Origin of the sequence: Bacillus sp. B1-b2, assembly GCF_009183415.1 — a bacterium.
Taxonomy (GTDB): domain Bacteria; phylum Bacillota; class Bacilli; order Bacillales; family Cytobacillaceae; genus Niallia.
In genome coordinates this window covers 34,743-52,419 of sequence record NZ_WEHU01000003.1, presented here as the reverse complement: position 1 = coordinate 52,419, position 17,677 = coordinate 34,743, and the positions used below count along the sequence as shown (strand labels likewise).

The 17,677-nt window shown below is 31.9% G+C and carries 20 protein-coding genes and 2 pseudogenes; 20 read left to right on the top strand and 2 right to left on the bottom strand.

The genetic code is table 11. From position 1 onward, the window contains the following. Positions 1 to 21: 21 nt before the first annotated feature. Positions 22 to 597, top strand: coding sequence for a histidine phosphatase family protein (locus tag F9279_RS03715; RefSeq protein WP_152111455.1), 576 nt, complete (start codon positions 22 to 24; stop codon positions 595 to 597). A gap of 176 nt (positions 598 to 773) precedes the next feature. On the opposite strand, the gene F9279_RS03710 is transcribed toward F9279_RS03715, so the two are convergent. Continuing rightward, positions 774 to 2,225, bottom strand: a complete 1,452-nt coding sequence (locus tag F9279_RS03710; protein WP_152111454.1) for an alanine/glycine:cation symporter family protein — start codon at positions 2,223 to 2,225, stop codon at positions 774 to 776. A 476-nt stretch (positions 2,226 to 2,701) separates the two neighbouring features. Continuing rightward, entirely contained in the window at positions 2,702 to 3,271 is a 570-nt protein-coding gene (locus tag F9279_RS03705; protein ID WP_152111453.1) for a YdeI/OmpD-associated family protein, read from the bottom strand. Positions 3,272 to 3,956: 685 nt separating this feature from the next. Here F9279_RS03705 and F9279_RS03700 point away from each other — a divergent pair. The 19 genes and pseudogenes from F9279_RS03700 to F9279_RS03620 all read left to right on the top strand — a co-directional run bounded on the left by F9279_RS03700 (position 3,957) and on the right by F9279_RS03620 (position 17,636). After that, positions 3,957 to 4,514 carry a cysteine hydrolase family protein gene (locus F9279_RS03700; RefSeq protein ID WP_152111452.1) on the top strand — a complete coding sequence of 186 codons (558 nt, stop codon included), beginning with the start codon at positions 3,957 to 3,959 and terminating at the stop codon, positions 4,512 to 4,514. Between the two features lie 297 nt (positions 4,515 to 4,811). Then, positions 4,812 to 6,764 (top strand): S9 family peptidase, encoded by a 1,953-nt coding sequence (locus F9279_RS03695; RefSeq protein WP_152111451.1) that lies wholly within the window; start codon positions 4,812 to 4,814, stop codon positions 6,762 to 6,764. Positions 6,765 to 6,870: 106 nt separating this feature from the next. Beyond that, positions 6,871 to 7,221: a cupin gene (locus tag F9279_RS03690; RefSeq protein WP_152111450.1), complete on the top strand. Its 351-nt coding sequence runs from the start codon at positions 6,871 to 6,873 to the stop codon at positions 7,219 to 7,221. Between the two features lie 321 nt (positions 7,222 to 7,542). Next, entirely contained in the window at positions 7,543 to 7,998 is a 456-nt protein-coding gene (locus F9279_RS03685; RefSeq protein WP_152111449.1) for a GNAT family N-acetyltransferase, read from the top strand. A 182-nt stretch (positions 7,999 to 8,180) separates the two neighbouring features. Beyond that, positions 8,181 to 8,720 carry a hypothetical protein gene (locus tag F9279_RS03680; protein WP_152111448.1) on the top strand — a complete coding sequence of 180 codons (540 nt, stop codon included), beginning with the start codon at positions 8,181 to 8,183 and terminating at the stop codon, positions 8,718 to 8,720. A 175-nt stretch (positions 8,721 to 8,895) separates the two neighbouring features. Continuing rightward, positions 8,896 to 9,108 (top strand): hypothetical protein, encoded by a 213-nt coding sequence (locus F9279_RS03675; RefSeq protein WP_152111447.1) that lies wholly within the window; start codon positions 8,896 to 8,898, stop codon positions 9,106 to 9,108. Between the two features lie 111 nt (positions 9,109 to 9,219). Continuing rightward, positions 9,220 to 9,636 (top strand): annotated as a pseudogene (gene fosM / locus F9279_RS03670) (FosM family fosfomycin resistance protein); the annotation flags it as partial. Between the two features lie 167 nt (positions 9,637 to 9,803). After that, positions 9,804 to 9,968, top strand: a complete 165-nt coding sequence (locus tag F9279_RS24950; RefSeq protein WP_193224432.1) for a hypothetical protein — start codon at positions 9,804 to 9,806, stop codon at positions 9,966 to 9,968. 285 nt (positions 9,969 to 10,253) lie between these two features. Next, positions 10,254 to 10,823 carry a hypothetical protein gene (locus F9279_RS03665; RefSeq protein ID WP_152111445.1) on the top strand — a complete coding sequence of 190 codons (570 nt, stop codon included), beginning with the start codon at positions 10,254 to 10,256 and terminating at the stop codon, positions 10,821 to 10,823. 29 nt (positions 10,824 to 10,852) lie between these two features. Further along, positions 10,853 to 11,212: pseudogene (locus F9279_RS03660) on the top strand (DUF2268 domain-containing putative Zn-dependent protease); the annotation flags it as partial. A 224-nt stretch (positions 11,213 to 11,436) separates the two neighbouring features. Next, positions 11,437 to 12,348: a tetratricopeptide repeat protein gene (locus F9279_RS03655; RefSeq protein WP_152111443.1), complete on the top strand. Its 912-nt coding sequence runs from the start codon at positions 11,437 to 11,439 to the stop codon at positions 12,346 to 12,348. A 193-nt stretch (positions 12,349 to 12,541) separates the two neighbouring features. Then, positions 12,542 to 12,685, top strand: a complete 144-nt coding sequence (locus tag F9279_RS24945) for a hypothetical protein (protein ID WP_193224431.1) — start codon at positions 12,542 to 12,544, stop codon at positions 12,683 to 12,685. A gap of 440 nt (positions 12,686 to 13,125) precedes the next feature. Next, positions 13,126 to 13,350 (top strand): hypothetical protein, encoded by a 225-nt coding sequence (locus F9279_RS03650; RefSeq protein ID WP_152111442.1) that lies wholly within the window; start codon positions 13,126 to 13,128, stop codon positions 13,348 to 13,350. Positions 13,351 to 13,483: 133 nt separating this feature from the next. Beyond that, positions 13,484 to 13,795: a hypothetical protein gene (locus F9279_RS03645; RefSeq protein WP_152111441.1), complete on the top strand. Its 312-nt coding sequence runs from the start codon at positions 13,484 to 13,486 to the stop codon at positions 13,793 to 13,795. Between the two features lie 151 nt (positions 13,796 to 13,946). Further along, positions 13,947 to 14,300: a YciI family protein gene (locus tag F9279_RS03640; protein WP_152111440.1), complete on the top strand. Its 354-nt coding sequence runs from the start codon at positions 13,947 to 13,949 to the stop codon at positions 14,298 to 14,300. Between the two features lie 278 nt (positions 14,301 to 14,578). Next, positions 14,579 to 15,376: an EcsC family protein gene (locus F9279_RS03635; protein ID WP_152111439.1), complete on the top strand. Its 798-nt coding sequence runs from the start codon at positions 14,579 to 14,581 to the stop codon at positions 15,374 to 15,376. Between the two features lie 27 nt (positions 15,377 to 15,403). Then, positions 15,404 to 16,192, top strand: a complete 789-nt coding sequence (locus F9279_RS03630) for a DUF6998 domain-containing protein (protein WP_152111438.1) — start codon at positions 15,404 to 15,406, stop codon at positions 16,190 to 16,192. Between the two features lie 341 nt (positions 16,193 to 16,533). Next, positions 16,534 to 16,725, top strand: a complete 192-nt coding sequence (locus F9279_RS03625) for a hypothetical protein (RefSeq protein ID WP_152111437.1) — start codon at positions 16,534 to 16,536, stop codon at positions 16,723 to 16,725. Positions 16,726 to 16,865: 140 nt separating this feature from the next. Beyond that, a complete protein-coding gene (locus F9279_RS03620) occupies positions 16,866 to 17,636 on the top strand; it encodes a hypothetical protein (protein ID WP_152111436.1) in 771 nt (256 codons plus the stop codon). Positions 17,637 to 17,677 lie beyond the last annotated feature (41 nt).

Below are 17,677 nucleotides of genomic sequence, written 5' to 3'. Positions count from 1 at the left end.
AATGCTTTAAGGAGGGATCTTTTGGAATTACTTTTTATTAGGCATGGTCAAGGTGAACATACATTACAACTACCTACTAGTTTACATACCTTTAACCCAGGATTAACACCAGAGGGAATGAAACAAGCAAAATTACTTAGAAAACAATTTTTATTAGTAGATGATGACTTATTATTAGTAAGCCCTTTGAAAAGAACTTTGCAAACTGCAAAGATTTGGAGTGAAGGCATTCATTGCACTAAAATGGTAACTCCCTTTGTGTCTCCAAGAATATTTCCTCCAAAACCAACTTCAAAGACACTTCCTTGTGATGAAATAATGAGTTTAGAAGATATAAAAAGAGAGTACCCTAGTTACATTCTCGATGAAGAGCTACCTTTATCTTTATGGACAAATGGGTTAAATACTGTATCAGAAAATGAGTTTTATCATCTAGCGGATTCTTTCTTAAATTGGTGTGCAGAACAAAATAAAAAGAGAATTTACATTGTATCACATGATGGAACTATGGCGTCTTATAGGCAGTATATTACAGGGGAGTTATTATCTCGAGATGATTTTCCTAAAGAAACGGGATGGTTTAAGCTATCTTATTAAATGTTAGATAGCTTGATTAATTAGATTGGTGATTAGAAGAAATCTAGTTTAGGTTGAGCCCTAATGATTAAACACAATTGAAGAAATTCTCTTTCGTTCTCAGTTCGATTTGGTTTGTTAGAAAAGAAAAATCACTATCATACAGAAAAACCACCCGTTTTACACGGGTGGAGATTTTATACAGATTTATCTTTTTTTGTATTTTCCTTTACCCAGAAGTCTGCATTCTTGATACCTAAAGGTTCAGGATTGAAAACAGGATCTAATCCTTGTTTTTTCTGAGTTTCATAATCTTTCAGTGCAATAATAGCTGGTTTCGCCAGTATGATAATGGCAATCATATTAAGCCATACCATCAAACCTAAACCGACATCTCCAAGTGCCCAAGCTAAGCTTGCTGTTTTGGTACAACCATAAAATGTTGCAACAAGTATCACTAATTTGAGTATATCAAAATATATTCTTTTATTTTTATTACGGAGCAAATACGTTAAGTTTGTTTCTGCAATGTAATAGTAGGCCATGATAGTTGTAAATGCGAATAAAAAGAGAGCTATTGCTACAAAACCAGAACCAAAGCCTGGAATGATACTGTCGATAGCAGCCTGAGTATATCCTGGTCCTGCTTCAACACCTTCTACATTATTCACAATCATTGTTCCATCTGGTGATTCTGTGTTGTACATGCCAGTAAATAAAATCATAAAGGCAGTCGCAGAGCATACAAGCAATGTATCAATATAAACGGAAAACGCTTGTACAAGCCCTTGTTTGACAGGATGAGATACTTCGGCAGCTGCAGCAGCGTGTGGTCCAGTTCCTTGTCCTGCTTCATTTGAATAGATACCACGTTTAACGCCCCATGCAATAGCCATCCCCATCATCCCACCAAATGTTGATTCGAGATTAAAGGCACTCTTGAATATTAACGATAAAACACTAGGTAGTTCTGTAATGTTTAAGATAACGATAATGATAGATAATAGAATATAACCAAGTGCCATAATTGGAACAATTACTTGAGCAACGTTCGCAATTCGTTTGACACCTCCAAAGATAATGAAGGCAAGCAACACAACAATCAATATACCTGTAATATAAGTCGGAATATTAAAGGCATTTTCCATCCCAACTGCTATTGAATTGGACTGTACACCAGGCATTAAGATCGCCATGGAAATGATCGCTGCTCCAGCAAAAAGGAAGGCAAACCACTTAGAACCAATCCCTTTTTCTATATAGTAAGCAGGTCCCCCTCTATATTGACCATCATGCTTCACTTTATAGATTTGAGCAAGAGTTGACTCAATAAATGCGGTAGAAGCACCAATGAATGCCATAAACCACATCCAAAAGACTGCACCAGGGCCACCAAATGCAATTGCGGTAGCAACCCCAGCGATGTTACCTGTCCCTACTCTTCCAGACAAAGCAATGGAAAGTGCTTGAAAAGAGGATACTCCAGCATCCGAACTTTTCCCTTTGAACATTAGAACAATCATTTCCTTCACAAGTCTAATTTGAAGGAATCTAGAAATAAACGTAAATATAAGTCCTACTATTAATACAATATAAATGACGGGGGTACTCCAAAGTATCCCATTTAGAAAAGTTACGATTTCTTCCATCCGTATACTCCTTTTATTTTATTTATTTTTATAAAATTCTGAAACTAATTATAAGATATAATTTAATATAATTCAATATGAATAATTACTCTTGTATAAAAGTAAGTAGTTTTTTGTTAGTTAGTAAAGAATTGGGTGAAGCTTTACAGGGGTTTATTAGTAATACTAAACATATACATGGAGTTGTATCAATAGTTTTAATGAAAGAATAAAGACCTCCCAAATCTAGTTTTTGCTCCCTGATCAATCTGTAAGTCCTTTCAACGAAAAAAGAATTTTTAGTATAAAAAGAAAGATGACAGCAGATTGTCATCCTTCTTCATATGCTTTTATTGTGTCTATTAACATGGATTGTAGTTCAATAAGTTCAATAATTTTAACACCACTTCCATAACCTAATAGAATGGATTTTAACCAACTTGCTTCTAAAGGCTTGTAAACGTTCTAACTTCAAAATAGTACTTACTCTTTTACCCTTAATAATCAATTAAGCGACCGTTATCATTCCATTGACCATACATTATATTTTTTTTGGTATTCTCTATAAATTTTTCTAATCTATTGTTATAGATATTCGGTTGCTTCTTATAGCTCTGGATAGTATCAATTCTTATTCTAATGTATAGATCAGGGAATTGAATGAAATTATTGTATATTTGTTTATCCTTTTTTATTAGATCTAGAATATCTTTATCTATTGTAAAAGATTCATTAATCATTTTAGGCAGTACTTTCAATCCATCTTCTTTCATCAAACCTAATTTTATTAAACGTCTTGCTCTTTCTTTATTGAGTTCTGTCCAATTACTATTATGATTTCTTGGTGAAAGCCTTTGAGCTAACTTACCATCAGAAACGTTCTTTTTTATTCCGTCAATCCAACCAAAGCATAAGGCTTCTTCAACGGCATCTAAATATTGTATTACTCCTGTTTGCTCCTTTATACTTACTATTAGCCAGCAATAATTTTTTGTTCTAGAATTTTCTTCCAGCCAATCTCTTAATTCCTGCCTAGTTGTCACTTCCATTAGATTTTCTATGTCCATAGTTAAGATAATCCTTTCTGTATAAAAGATAAAAATTGATAAATGAATCAACTTCCAGTTAAATAGCTTATAAATTTCGATACAAGATCAGTATAAAGGAGGAACTATGACTACATAATGTCATAGTTCCTCCTTATTAATTTCATTTTTGTTGCTAAACTATAAATGGATGTACTTAAAGCTTTAAACAAGACATGGAGTTAGTTGCTGAATAACCTACTTTAAAGCAAGGAAAGAATTACCCAATAAGGATTAGTGCTCAATTATAAGGAGAAGGTAAGGTTGGAGTGAGTGGTTTAGAGAGGAACTAGATTACTTGGAAAATTGTTTTGTTTCCTTGAAAGGGGCAAGTTAATAACATTTGATGAACGAGATAATTTCAGCTTGCCGAAAATCAAATCACTTATCAGTAGAAAGGATAAGTTGTTTTTAAAGATTAATTGCCGAGACAGCTTGAAATAAATAATCCTTAACATAAGTAAATCTATTCCTCAATGGAAAATTGTGTTAAAATATAACTATCAAAAAATTCTGTCATACATTTTTTGATGTTGCATTTTTTTGTATTCTATTAAGGAGGTAGATATATATGGTAATCAATAAATATTTTTGCGTGAATAGTACAAAGGGGAATACGACTAACTAAGAAAATAGCGTTTCCCCAATATGGGAAGGGGAAAAACATTTGAATCAACTATTATTAATTATTGATGCTCAACAAGAATTAATAGAGGGAAATCAAGCAACAAAGTCAATCTTCAATAAAGAATCACTGCTCAAGAATATTAATATAGTAATAGAAAAAGCACTAAATGTAGGTGTTTCCGTTGTGTTTGTAAGAGATCTAGATGTGGCTGAAGGAAATGGTGATGGGTTTCAAATTCATCGTGGCATTTCTGTACCCAATGATTCTAAGATTTTCGATAAATCAGCAACAAATGCCTTTTATGGAACAGGTTTGTTAGAATATTTAAAAATACAAAGTATAGAACATATAGTAATTATGGGGTGTGAAACACAGCATTGTATTGATAGTGCTGTTAGAACAGCAACTATAAGTGGCTTTGATGTAACATTAGTTAGTGATGGACATTCCACATTAGGAAATGATGAGCTAAGTGAAGAGCAAATCATAAGGCACCACAACACAACTCTTCACGGCCATTACAACGTGGACCACTTTTCGGTTGTTAGAAGTTCAGAAGAGGACTTGTTTCAGCCTATTCATGATTCATATAGGTAAATATGCAAAGAGATTCGGTTTTTCATTAAATACAATCAATGGAATTCGAAGCTAATAAATTGTTGATTATGAGACTTGAAAGATAATAAATTCTATAAAAGGGAGCATTAATCTTAGATGGGATGATGCTCTTTTTTTTGGATTGCTTTAAGCTAATATGATAGCTTGACTGATTTGAAGGGGACTATTCCTGGTGAAGAAGAGGCTGACCCACTTTCTCATTTAGCTTATACAGAAAACTTATAAGAAAAGAATATTTACTTATAACAAAATATTCAATAAGCAGGAGTAAAAAAAATGAATGAAAAAACATATCTAACAATAGAAGAAACTATTTCATTACCAACCCTATCAAGTACAAATATAAGTGAAGATGGCAAAAATGTCGCATTTGTTAAAAGAATAGCTGATTGGAATGATCATACATATAGAAACCATGTATGGATATATGAAGAAGCGAAAGGAGAGAGTTATCCTATAACACCTCAGGATATTGATAGTACATACCCTTTATGGTCCCCAGATTCTAACTTTATAGCATACCTTAGCCCAGTCGGTGACAGCGCTAATAAGAGAAATCAGATTTTTATTAAGTCCAAAGATGGTAAGACTACAGTTCAAATTACTGATGAAATAGAAGGAGTAAGTCAATTTAAGTGGGAGCCTACTGGTAAGAGGATATATTATGTTGCACAATCAAAAGAATCGGAAGCGATAAGGAAACGTAAGAAGCTATATGGAGAATTTCATCATATAGGTAAAGAATACCAGAATCATTGTCTTCATTCCATTGAAATGGAAGAGGGTAAACTTGAGAATAGTGTTGTTCATCAGTTAACGAATGAGAAGGATTTTCATATCCATGAATTTAATATTTCAAATGATGGGAAAAAGATTGTATTTCTAGCTACTCCTAGCCCAAATATGGAAGATGTTATTAATGGAAACTTATACATATTAGATAGTACAACTAGTGAACTTCAAAAGATACATATAGATAAGTTGTTAGAAGGAAGTGTTTGCTTTTCTCCTGATGGCAGCAAGATATGTTTCTCAGCAAGTACAAAAGAGAAGGATTACTATACAACACATATACAAGATAATACAGTAGTGATCTATGATATTCAAACTGGAGAGAAAATTCAACCATTAACAGATATGGATAGTACGGTTAGTCCATTACAATGGACAGACAAAGGAATTTTAATTAGATGGCAGAATAAAACGAATTATCTTATTGGGCTGCTTAAAGATGATGGCAATGTGAAAATGTTAAGCGAAAAAGAAGATTGCTTTATAATGGAAGCTTCTATAACAAAGGATGGAAATCATCTAGCCTATAATAAGGCAATTTCAAATGAAACCTTTGAAATCTATTTAGATGATAATAAAATAACGAAGGAAAATAGCTTTTTTGAAGGAAGGCATATATGTAACAGGAAAATCATTTCATGGAAAAATAGTGAGGGTATGGAAATAGAGGGTGTTTTATCAACCCCAGTAAAGTTTGACAAAAATAATAAATACCCATTATTACTGGTGATTCATGGTGGTCCTAATTGGGCATCCTTCCCAATATTTTCAGACTGTTTTAATGAGAAATATCCTATTGAACAGTTTATTGAAAAAGGATTTATAGTATTAGAACCAAACTACAGGGGAAGCTCTGGTTATGGTAATAAATTCTTAAAAGCAAATTATAGAAAACTGGGGATTGCCGACTACGATGATGTTATATCTGGGGTGGATCACTTAGTAAATAAAGGGATTGTAGATAATGAGAGAGTAGGAGCTATGGGATGGAGCAACGGTGGATATATATCAGCATTTTGTTCTACATATAGTAGTAGATTTAAAGCCCTTTCAGTTGGAGGGGGAATTACTAATTGGAGTACCCATTATGCAAATACAGATATACCTTACTTTATTAAAAGGTATTTAGGAAATAGTCCATATAATGATCCTGAGATATATACTAAAACATCGCCAATGAATTATATAAAATCAGCCTGTACACCTACCTTAATCCAGCATGGGGAAAAGGATGCAAGAATACAAACGCAAAATGCATACGAGTTATATCAAGGATTAAGGGATATGGGAGTTGATACAGAATTAATTATTTTTAAAGGGATGGCTTATAGTTCTGATCAGCCAGGTACTAATGTGGCTATTATGAAGCAGAATTTGATGTGGTTTTCCCACTATATTCTTGGAGAAAGTATGAAAGATTTTAGGATTTTATACTAGATTCGATTACAGAATGGATAAGGATTTAATCTGAAACTATTTTTAATAAAACTGATTGATAGAAAAGTGGCTAATGTATGAAAAAGTTGTTGGTGGGGGGGATTATATGAAAATATTTCAATTTAAAAAAGAGGTTGGTAAGAAAATTACAAAATTCGATTCTAATTTTGTGATGTCACGTATTACACAGACAGATACAGCAGCACATATAGGATGTATGTATTTAGATGCGAATGGGTTAATTGGTTATCATCAAGCTGTTGTTCCTCAGCTTCTTTTAATTGTAAGTGGAGAAGGTTGGGTTAGAGGTGAAAACAATGAATATATCAAAGTTCACAGTGGCGAAGCAGTATTCTGGGATAAAGAAGAATGGCACGAAACTAAAACAGATACAGGTTTAACTGCAATCGTGATAGAAAGCGAAGAGCTAAACACTTCATCTTTGATACCTTTATAGAGAATTATAAGTGTTAAAGAAATAGGTGTATTAAGTAAAGAGGGAACTCCAACAATTTAGGACTTCCCTTTTCTGTCTATTGAAAAAATTGAATATCATGGTAATTTGTGGTATTTTAGATAAAAAAGAGATAGATTGGTATTTTAATGAGAGTGCTTTTGTTTTCAGAGATGACTGTTTATGATCATTTGTTCACAGGTTAATACCTGTTAATGTATAAACCTAGGCAGTAGGAAAGAGAAAAAGAGCTGCTCCTATAGGTAGAAGAGTACACGAAAATACATATTTCTATCCAGCGTTTAAACATAGGGGGAGGAAAAAATGGTTACATTAGTGGAAATGAATGCGGTTGAATATCAAGAATATTTTTCTACGTCTATAAAAAAATACGCGAAAGAAAAAGTTCTATCAGGCAATTGGAAACAGGAAGAATCGATACAAAAGTCAGAAGAGGAATATACGAAGCTTTTGCCAAATGGTGAAAAGACAGAGAATAATTTTTTATATACTATAAAAAATGATGACAAGTCAGTGGGTGTAATTTGGCTTGCGAAAAAAACAGAAGAGACTGGATATATTTATGATATTTTTATATTAGAGGAATACCAAGGAAATGGATTTGGGAAGGAAGCCTTGAAACAAATAGAAAATATTGGACGGAATTTAGGACTCAAGAAAATAGGTCTTCACGTTTTTGGTCATAACACTGTTGCAAGAGGATTATATGACAAGATAGGATATGTAACTACGAATGTTTTAATGGAAAAAGAAATTTAATTGTTACTGTTGATTCCATTCAGGGGATTTTCCTTATTTAAAAAGGATATCCCTTTTTTAGTTACAAAGTTTTGTAGAAGAAGGTACATCCTAATGTAAGTTTTTACATTGAAATACAAAGTGAAACCTTTTTTTAGAAAATTCGTATATAAGAAAATAATAATCCAAGGGGGCTAACTAGTATGAAGCGAATATTCGTTTTGGTATTTATTATTCTAGGTTTAGTTGGATGTTCCAATGAAAATATAAAATCGGATTCAGACAAAGCGGAATCAGGAGATAATCTATCATTGGAGGAACAAATTATCCATGTTATGTCAGAGAATCAATTAAAGGATGAGGAGATAATTGATTACGATATAAAAGGTGATTTTGTCTACGTAATCTTTAAAAATAATCATGATAATGGGAACACGCATAATCCTGATCTAGTAATCTTAAAAAACAATGGAGGAAACTTAAAATGGATTGCTGGTCCTGAAAATCGAACGGCATCAGTAGATTCAGCTATGATATTTGGTCGAGATGATGGCCCATCCGTTACAATAAATATCCCGTCAGATTATACAAATATTAAGGATATTAAAGTACTAGGGGAGTCGGCGAAAGCAGTAACATACATACAAAGAATAACAGATGATTTTTCAAGAGAATACAAGTATTGGATTGCATATACAGATGAAGAACCTACACATTCAGATATGGAAATAATTACAGAATGAGATTTTTGCCTAATTTGTGTTTAAACAGTAACATTCTGCTTAGGAGTACAAAACACTAAGGTCTTGAATAGCAAAGTAACCAATGCATAGGCTATTTCCATATCTTATGCAAGCTCCAAATGAGTATGATCTGATAGAAGTTTACAAGAATTTGCGAAAAAAGGAGGATCTAGTAATGAATAACAGAACTAGTTTTATCTATGCCATTTTATTTTTATTCCTTCCAGTCATTTATTTGATTAGTTTTTTTAGTATTAAATACATCATTCAACAAGGAGATTTAAAGGTTATCGCTACTGATTGCTTCTCTATTTTGGGTATTTATTATATACTGATTAGCCTTGTTTTTTCATTTAAGTTGAAAAAAATTAAATTAAAGGATATGTAAAGAAGCAACAAAAACTAAATTGTTGCTGATTAAAGTAATTGGTAGCCAAATGTATTAGAAATTTAATAGAATAATAGCGCATAATTTTAGTGCATACTTTGAGGTGAATCCATGTCAATAAAAGGGATAAATCATTTATTGTTTTCTGTATCTAATTTAGAGACATCTATAGAATTTTATCAAAATGTATTCAATGCAAAGTTATTAGTTAAGGGGAGAAGCACTGCTTACTTTGATTTAAATGGTATGTGGCTAGCTTTAAATGAAGAAAAGGATATTCCAAGAAATGATATTAGCCATTCATATACTCATATTGCTTTTTCCATAGAAGAAAAGGAATTTGACCATGTTTATCACAAGCTTAAAGAATTAAATGTAACAATTCTTTCTGGTCGGCCGAGAGATGAAAAAGATAAAAAATCTATTTATTTTACGGATCCTGATGGACATAAATTTGAATTTCACACAGGTACTTTACAGGATAGACTGGATTATTATAAAAAGGATAAAACACATATGACTTTTTTTATGAATAGGTTTATGTTTGGTTGTAATTTTTCACTACTGTATCTTTTTTGTGAATCTGATTATGCTTTTCCTTCTAAAATGTCAAGATCCATGGCTAGAAGAACATTTTGTATTTAGTCCACAAATAAGCTAGAACGGAAGAGAATGAATAAAAGAGGGATAAAAATATGAGATGGTTCTTTGCTATTCTATTTATATTAATGGGTTCATTTTTATTTGCGTTAACTATTAATGAATTAGGAGATATAGGGAATGTAATGATGAAAATAACAGGACTTTTCCTTTTTTACGTTGCGGGTCTAATTGTCAGAAAGAAGAAAGAAAAGCATTAAGCGGTGTATGGTTGGCATTTAATCATTAATTCTTTATGTATGTAAAAAATCATCTGAATGGCAAAATAAGAGAAAGAAAAGCAAGACAGTAGTACTTGCTAAAGATAGTGAAATGAGAGCGGAACCATGAAAATAATGGAGACTAATCATTGTAGTGTTACAGTTTGGTCAGATTTATTAGAAGTCTTAAATAGTTTATTTTACGTTGATAATTTGTAATTTTTAAAACTTTCTATTTTTACATTCGTAGTTAGTGAATATGTGGTAAATACAGGAGGGGGCATATTGCAGAAACTCAGTGTTTTGTTTGTTGTATTAATTATTTTGTTATTGGTTTCTTGTGAGCAAGAGGAAGTAGTAAAGGAAGAAAAAGAAATTAATACAGAAGATATAAAGTATTCTTTTAAACATCCCGAAACAGGTCAAGAATACAATGTAGTTCATGCTTACAAACTCTATAATAATTATGTAAAGAAAATAAAAGACAATCCTAGTAACCCGAAAGAACAGGTTTTTGAAGAGGAAGTTATAAAGCCAATTTTCGACTCATGCTATAAGGATGCGGAATTTTTTGAAAGGATTGGAAAGATATATTCTGTGCAAGCTCCTAGTGAGGAAGATCTCAATGAAATCAAAGCTACCATGGAGAAGATAGATGAGGATAAGCTAAATGATACAGTTGTGGATGCCTTAATAGAAGCATCTAATTATATACCTTCAGAGATGGAAACAAATGTTTGTATTTATCCTTCTAAAGTATCTCCAAATTCTCCTCTTATGATGACAGAGGGTTCTGGAAAAATTAGTGCCTTTTATATAAATTTTATGAAGAAACTGTATTTAAAGCTGGCTTAGCTCACGAATATCATCATAGTGTTTGGACAGAAAGATATTATGATAGTGAAGGGTTAGAAACAGTCTTGGATCATTTAATTTTAGAAGGAAAAGCAGTGATGTTTGAAAAGTTAGTCTATCCTGATGTCACTGCGACTATTGTAAATTACAATTATAATAAAGACTATTGGGAACAAATTGAACCTTACTTATATGAAGCTGATATTAATAGGGCATATGAAATAACCTTAGGTGGTAATGGACTTCCAAATTCCTATGGTTATAGTGAAGGGTATAAAATGCTGAAATCATACTTAGATAAACATCCAGGTTTATCCGTTGAAGAGTGGACATCAATAAGTGGAAAAGTGATATATGAAGAGGGAAGATATATGGATTATTACCAATAGTATTGGTTGTCTTACTCCTTTAATTATCTGTTACTGAATAATAAATAGCAAATTCACTTTCTTTTCCATATTTAACTTTCTTTATGCTTTTTATACTTGTGCTAACTGCTTTAATATAGTTTGAAGATTTCTCTAATACATAGTGTAATTTTCTAAAGCACTTGAAATACAAGGAGCTTTGAAAGATAAATAATCTATTTTTACCTTAACTAGGAGGTACACACTTGAACACCAATCAAAAGGCAATTGAAATGTTTGAACAAAATGAACATGAGGATGCAATGGAACTGTTTCAACAAGCAGTATACGAATCTAGAGACGTACAATCTCTAAATAATCTTGCTTGGATGTACCTTTATGAGGAAGATGATAATGATAAAGCTCTTGAATTAGCAAAAGAAGCTGTTAACTTAAATCCATCCTCTCACTTTCCTTATAGCATTTTAGGGGAAATCTATATGAAACAAGAACGATGGAAAGAAGCGAAAGAAGCTCTGCGAAACTCCATATTAATCCAACCAACCAATGAAGCACACCATAATTTAGGTATAGCCTACTATAATCTTGGAGAGTTGGAACAGGCTGCGGATTTTTTCTTACAAGCTGCTGGAGATTCAGACTATACCATGTATAACTATATAAAATGTTTAATTGATTTAGGGCAAACATCAAAAGCAAAAGAGAAGTTAGATAATTTTAACGATAAAGCAGAGGATTTTGTCGGGGAAATGGATGTTGCTGATTTATATGTTGAAATGAATGGTTATAAAGAAGCCATTCAATGGTATGAAAAAGGCTACAAAGAATTCGGGAAATCTCCTTATTGGATTGGTAGATTCGTTTATGCTCTATTTAAAACGAATAGTTTATCACGTATGAATGAAGTTATAAAAGAAGCCATTCAAGAGAAGGAAGTAGAAATAGAAGATGTTAAGAAAGAGGAAGTAGAAGAAAACTGGACAGAAAATGATAAGAATGAGTTAATTGAAAAATATATGGAAGAGAATAATCAGTATATAGAAATGATAGAGCTTATCTCTTCAGGATTTGTTCCACCACTGGATTTTGAAATGTATAGTACTGGGGCTTGCTATCTATTTGGATGTAAAAGGCATAATCATCCTGAATATCAATAATATAATGATTCGACTGTCAAACATGATGGTCGAATTGTTCTTTGTTAAAGATAGATTCCTACAATAGCTTCGATTACAAAATTTATATTTAAATAGGTTTTGAACAAAAGAGAATGGGTTTAATTAACATAATATGGTATTATTTAACTAACTTCTTATTACAAATCTAAATATTAGGTAAAGGACGCTAATTATGACCAATAGACAAGAAGATAAAATCCAAATGCAAAGAAGAATGCAAAGTCTATACAAAAAGGCTAAATATCAGAGCAAACAAAATAGCGGTAATAGTTATTATCAGGATTTACCTGTTTTTTGGAAAAATTGTGAGGGCTAGTATCTTTTTCGTTGTTATCTCTATAGTTATGGGAGCTTTGTTTGATTTTGGCATAGATGTACCTGATTTTTTTGGAATCTAAGAAGTTATTGAAACATGATTTATCTTTATTAAGAAAGAATAAGAAGGACTTCTAGCAATTAAACAGAGCTACTCTTTGATCAAAAGAGAGAATAGTTTAGTAGTTAATTACTGCTTTTCTTTTTATCATCGCTTCTGTACAATCTAAATAAAGGACAAGTGATAATGATGTTCGATAATATACTTCATACTTGGCATTGTGAGGACTGTGAAGAGAGATTTTATACTGAAGCTGGTATTCAACCTGAATTCTGCCCTTTTTGTAGGTCCCTACATTTGTTTAAATCTAAATGGATAAAATGGCAGTAGTATTTAGTTTAGTTTGTTTTGAAAAATGGATTTCAAAAGGAGGAACCTAGTTGAAAGAAACTAGGGAGTTTGATAAAACACTAGAGGATATTAACAATAATCTTACAGAAAAGGATGCGAAATCCTTATTAAAGACAATATATGGTTTTATTAATACAACTACTACTGGAGAAGGAGATTATCAAGTAAAGGTAGAGGTTGTAGACAAGCTATCAAGCATTTACAATCGAATACCACATTTAATAGAAATAAGACAAAGTAAAACGATAGAATGAATGGAATTGTTTAAAGAGTAGTACTTGTTTTAGTTTTTTTACTGATTTTTACATTCAAACTGGTAATTTTATAGTGTGTTATTACTTGAATACATAATAATAATTTCTAGAATGTAAGTAAGGAGGAGGAGAAATGAAAGATAGATACCAAAATAATAGCATTCTACCATTTTTAATTCTTGTGTTTTTCTCGATCAGTATCATGGTAGCAACATACCCTTTAATCATTTCAATCAGCAACAACACTTCCTATATGTTTTTCCCAGAATTTACAGATTCGCAAAGATATGTTTTTCTTGTTTTAATAGTTATGAGTTCTTGTCTTTCTTTCACTTCCATCTATATCTCCTTTCGTCAAAAGCTTGGATTTTGGAAAATCATTTCAATTATTACACTGTTACTGTCTACTTTTTATTATCCAACACAGTTCATTTATTCTTTTTAGCAATCCTTTTATCCAATACTCCTTCATGAAAGATTTCTTCTAAGAAAGTGTATGAATCTATTTTTTTGAAATGGACAGAATGATTTAGTACGCAGCTTTTGACAAGTCGCAATAAATAGAAGGTAATCTAGGAAAAGGGAGGCAGCTACTTATGCTGTTTATGATGTTAGTGAAAGCTTCAAAAAATTCGGAAGCAGGAAAGCTACCAAGTGTTGAACTAATGGAAGAGATGAAAAAGTACAATGAGAAATTAGTGAAGGCAGGCGTGAGGGTTCTAGCTAAAGGTCTTCATCCAACTTCAAATGCTATTCGACTTTCTTTTCCAAAGCCAGGTGAAAAGCCAGTGATGACAGAAGGACCATTTACGGATACAAAAGATTTAATTGCGGGGTTCATTCTTATTGATGTGAATTCTAGGGAAGAAGCTATTGAATGGGCTATGCAAATGCCTGATCCGCAAGGCTATGGAGAAGGTCAGATAGAATTGCGTCAAGTATTTGAATAAACTATTTTGATGTACATATGATTTTTAGGCATACATAAGGGACATTCTAGCGCATTGATCCAGAGCGGATTTAATGCTATTTTTTAGTCTATAAATTATTCTACTCGTTACAGACGGCGTAATTTTATATATTTATTAATGCCTATTAAATAGGTCTTCAAAAATACTATCACTCATTATCCCTATTTTAGAAACTTTATTGTAATTAACCCGTATAGAATATTATCAGTTCATGTTGCTTAATTAAAATCATAAAAATATCACCAAGGAGTACTAGAATGGAAAACATCGAACAACTTAATGAAAAATTAAAGAAGATAGAAAAATGGGAGAAAGACCAAAAAGGGTTGTTTTTTTGGGAAAGAATTGGGAGATTACCATTTGTTTTATTAGACAAATTGACTCCTAAATTTCTTCAAGAAAAAATAAATATTTTATTAGATGAAATTGCTAAATATGTTGACACAGGTGGTCAATATTTAGTTAGTAATGATGCTACCCTAAAGAAAGTAAAAAAAGAACTGTCATTACAAGATGATGTAATGTTTAGTGATATTCAGGAACTGCCTATTGATTCAATGGAAAAGGTGGCTGAAGTATTTGTAAAATATCGAGCAAAAAATGCGCAGATTCAAGGAGCTACTACTGGCATTGGAGGGATTTTTACACTCGCAATTGATATTCCTCTTATTTTAGGAATTACCTTAAAGACTTTGCAAGAAGTAGCCTTAGCATATGGTTATGATCCTACCAGTAAGGAAGAGCGTATATTTATGATTAAATGTATGCAATTTACTTCATCTGATATAGTCGGGAAAAAAGCAATTTTAGAAGAATTAACAAACGCATCAGGTAATAACGGCTTTGCTCAACTACAAGGGTGGAGAGAGGTATTTCTGTCTTATAGAGATAACTTTGGCTGGAAAAAGCTGTTTCAAATGGTTCCAGTTGCTGGAATGATCTTTGGGGCTTTTATAAATAAATCAGCTATAAATGAGGTAGGAGAAGTTGCAAGTATGCTTTATCAAAAGCGTAGAGTAATGGAGAGATTGCAAGATATTAAGGTAGAGAAGTAAATAAATCATGCAATTAGAGGGAAATTAATGAAAATTTATGAGCAAATAAAACGAGTATTAGATAAAAAAGTGAATGAGATTGTATCGCCATCTAAATTAAGAAAAGCGCTAAATGAGTTGTATGGTACGAATCCAGAAAGCGTTATTCTTTCGGACTATTGTTACAATAGAGTGAATAATGGTATTAGTTTTAATAACCATCTATTTGAATATATAAATAGAAGTTCATATAAATATTTAGGCGAGAATTATGCATATACTGGTCTTATTTTTCAAAAACCAAAGGGATATATTAGGGAAATGGTTGTAGGAGAATGGATAAATGGTGTGAAATCTCTTCATTCCTCTACTTCTCCTAGCAATACTGAAGATTTTAGCAAAGATCAGATAGTAAATCTCTATAATGAATACAACAAAATCTTAAGGTATGAAATGAATATACTAAACTGCCAACCGACAGAATTGAGGCATTTAATTGGAAGAATTGGAGAGTTTCTCTGTGCCATTGAAACCAATGGCAATTTATCACGCCAACCTAATCAACATGGTTTTGATGTGATTAGTAATGGTAGAAGAATTAGTGTAAAAACTACCGCACAGATTACAGGATTCATTACAATTAATAAAAATACATTTAATGATTTTGATGATTTGTTTGTCATTCAGTATATAAATGATGATTTTAACGTGCTTTTTTACGGAGCAAAAGAATTAGTGGAAGAATTATGTAGAACATACGTAGGGAAATATGAACTGGATATTATGCGATTAAATAATCTTAACCTTCCTAAAAGAGAGATGATAGGATTAAGTTAGGAAATGTACTTTACTAGATCTTAGATAGAATAAGTACATATGGAAATACGGCCTTTCATCGCTAAGTTTCTAAAATATGTATTCAATGGAAGTTCATGTGAGCTAGTATTAACAACAATAATCCTTAGTTGAGAACAGAATATTATGTTCTTACTAGGGATTTTTTAGCATTATTATTTTTAAGTTTACTCAGTAGTACTTATCTGACTTTATGCAATTATCAACACATTAAAAAGTTGTATATAACCCAGTTTTGTAGTGTGCTTAGAGCTCTTTCAGTAAGCTAACTAGGTAATCTGAAATTGGGTTTTTGTGGTAAAATGTAAGAAAGGAGTGAAGGAATGGAAACATTTTATGTTGCATCAAGCTTTAAAAATATAGATAAAGTTCGTTATGTTAGTAGAGAGTTAATAAAGAAAGGCTATATTCAAACATATGATTGGACGCAAAATGAGAGGGCTATGACAATGGAGAGTTTAGAAGAAATAGGCAATCTAGAAAGAGAGGCTGTAATAGAAGCCTTCTTATCATAAAAAAAATGAGTGAATGTTCCTTTTTTAGTTCAGAAGCTTTGTATATTTTACAAGGCATTACATCTAAGATGAAGGCAAAGATACATATAGAAACAGCATAAATGAAATTTATTAAAGCTGAAGACTGGAGGGGGAATTTGATGACCTCCATACAATACCAATGGCGTGTCACAAAGTATAATCCTAATGATAGAGACAAAGACGGATATTATCCTTTAAAAGAGGAATGGACTTGTCCCTCTGAAATCGGAAAAGTGATAAACGAGAAAGAATTTACTTTAGAAGAGTACCTTCAAATGGAGAATGCTTATGTTGATGCAGTAATGACTTTTTTAGAGGAAAGTGGTATTCATTCTTTAAGGATATTAAAGCTTTCAGAGCAAACAATTACAGAAGAAGAGAAGGAATCCTTTTTATATGACTCAGGCTTCGAAGATTTGGGATTTCAAGAAGATAAGCTGATGAATAAGGAAGAAATAAGTTTAATTTGTAGAATGGTATTACGAAACTTTTTATATTGTGAGTTATATTTAAAAGATAAATTCTTTGTTCATTTCGGTTGGGATTACTATATGTACATTGGATCAAATGTTCATTGCTCAGAAGCTCTTAAGAAAGTTTCGAAAAGTGGACTTTTTGTAGAAAAAATGAAGTCACCATACTACGTCACAGAGGATGAAATTATAAGAGAAATGGTATGGAATAAAATAGGTGAAGATTCTGTTGTCGGGGAAGAGACAGTAAAAGGAATCGATTTAGATGAGTTTCGTAAAATCTTTCATTTATCTTCTGAACACCTGGTAATAGGCTCCTTTAAAATAGAAAAAGAGCATCTAGATTTTTTTCAAAAATATGTGAGGCATAAAATCGATTTGAAGAAGTATGAATATAGTTTTTGGAGCTATACATAGGAAATGCTGGCAAAATACATAGGAACATCATCAGTAATAGA

What these genes read in the sequence shown, in the direction of transcription:
- F9279_RS03620 (WP_152111436.1), top strand. Translation starts at nt 16,866, where the DNA reads ATGACCTCCATACAATACCAATGGCGTGTCACAAAGTATAATCCTAAT.
- F9279_RS03645 (WP_152111441.1), top strand. Translation starts at nt 13,484, where the DNA reads ATGAAAGATAGATACCAAAATAATAGCATTCTACCATTTTTAATTCTT.
- F9279_RS03695 (WP_152111451.1), top strand. Translation starts at nt 4,812, where the DNA reads ATGAATGAAAAAACATATCTAACAATAGAAGAAACTATTTCATTACCA.
- F9279_RS03625 (WP_152111437.1), top strand. Translation starts at nt 16,534, where the DNA reads ATGGAAACATTTTATGTTGCATCAAGCTTTAAAAATATAGATAAAGTT.
- F9279_RS03640 (WP_152111440.1), top strand. Translation starts at nt 13,947, where the DNA reads ATGCTGTTTATGATGTTAGTGAAAGCTTCAAAAAATTCGGAAGCAGGA.
- F9279_RS24950 (WP_193224432.1), top strand. Translation starts at nt 9,804, where the DNA reads ATGAGATGGTTCTTTGCTATTCTATTTATATTAATGGGTTCATTTTTA.
- F9279_RS03675 (WP_152111447.1), top strand. Translation starts at nt 8,896, where the DNA reads ATGAATAACAGAACTAGTTTTATCTATGCCATTTTATTTTTATTCCTT.
- F9279_RS03710 (WP_152111454.1), bottom strand. Translation starts at nt 2,225, where the DNA reads ATGGAAGAAATCGTAACTTTTCTAAATGGGATACTTTGGAGTACCCCC.
- F9279_RS03680 (WP_152111448.1), top strand. Translation starts at nt 8,181, where the DNA reads ATGAAGCGAATATTCGTTTTGGTATTTATTATTCTAGGTTTAGTTGGA.
- F9279_RS03690 (WP_152111450.1), top strand. Translation starts at nt 6,871, where the DNA reads ATGAAAATATTTCAATTTAAAAAAGAGGTTGGTAAGAAAATTACAAAA.
- F9279_RS03705 (WP_152111453.1), bottom strand. Translation starts at nt 3,271, where the DNA reads ATGGACATAGAAAATCTAATGGAAGTGACAACTAGGCAGGAATTAAGA.
- F9279_RS24945 (WP_193224431.1), top strand. Translation starts at nt 12,542, where the DNA reads ATGACCAATAGACAAGAAGATAAAATCCAAATGCAAAGAAGAATGCAA.
- F9279_RS03630 (WP_152111438.1), top strand. Translation starts at nt 15,404, where the DNA reads ATGAAAATTTATGAGCAAATAAAACGAGTATTAGATAAAAAAGTGAAT.
- F9279_RS03635 (WP_152111439.1), top strand. Translation starts at nt 14,579, where the DNA reads ATGGAAAACATCGAACAACTTAATGAAAAATTAAAGAAGATAGAAAAA.
- F9279_RS03685 (WP_152111449.1), top strand. Translation starts at nt 7,543, where the DNA reads ATGGTTACATTAGTGGAAATGAATGCGGTTGAATATCAAGAATATTTT.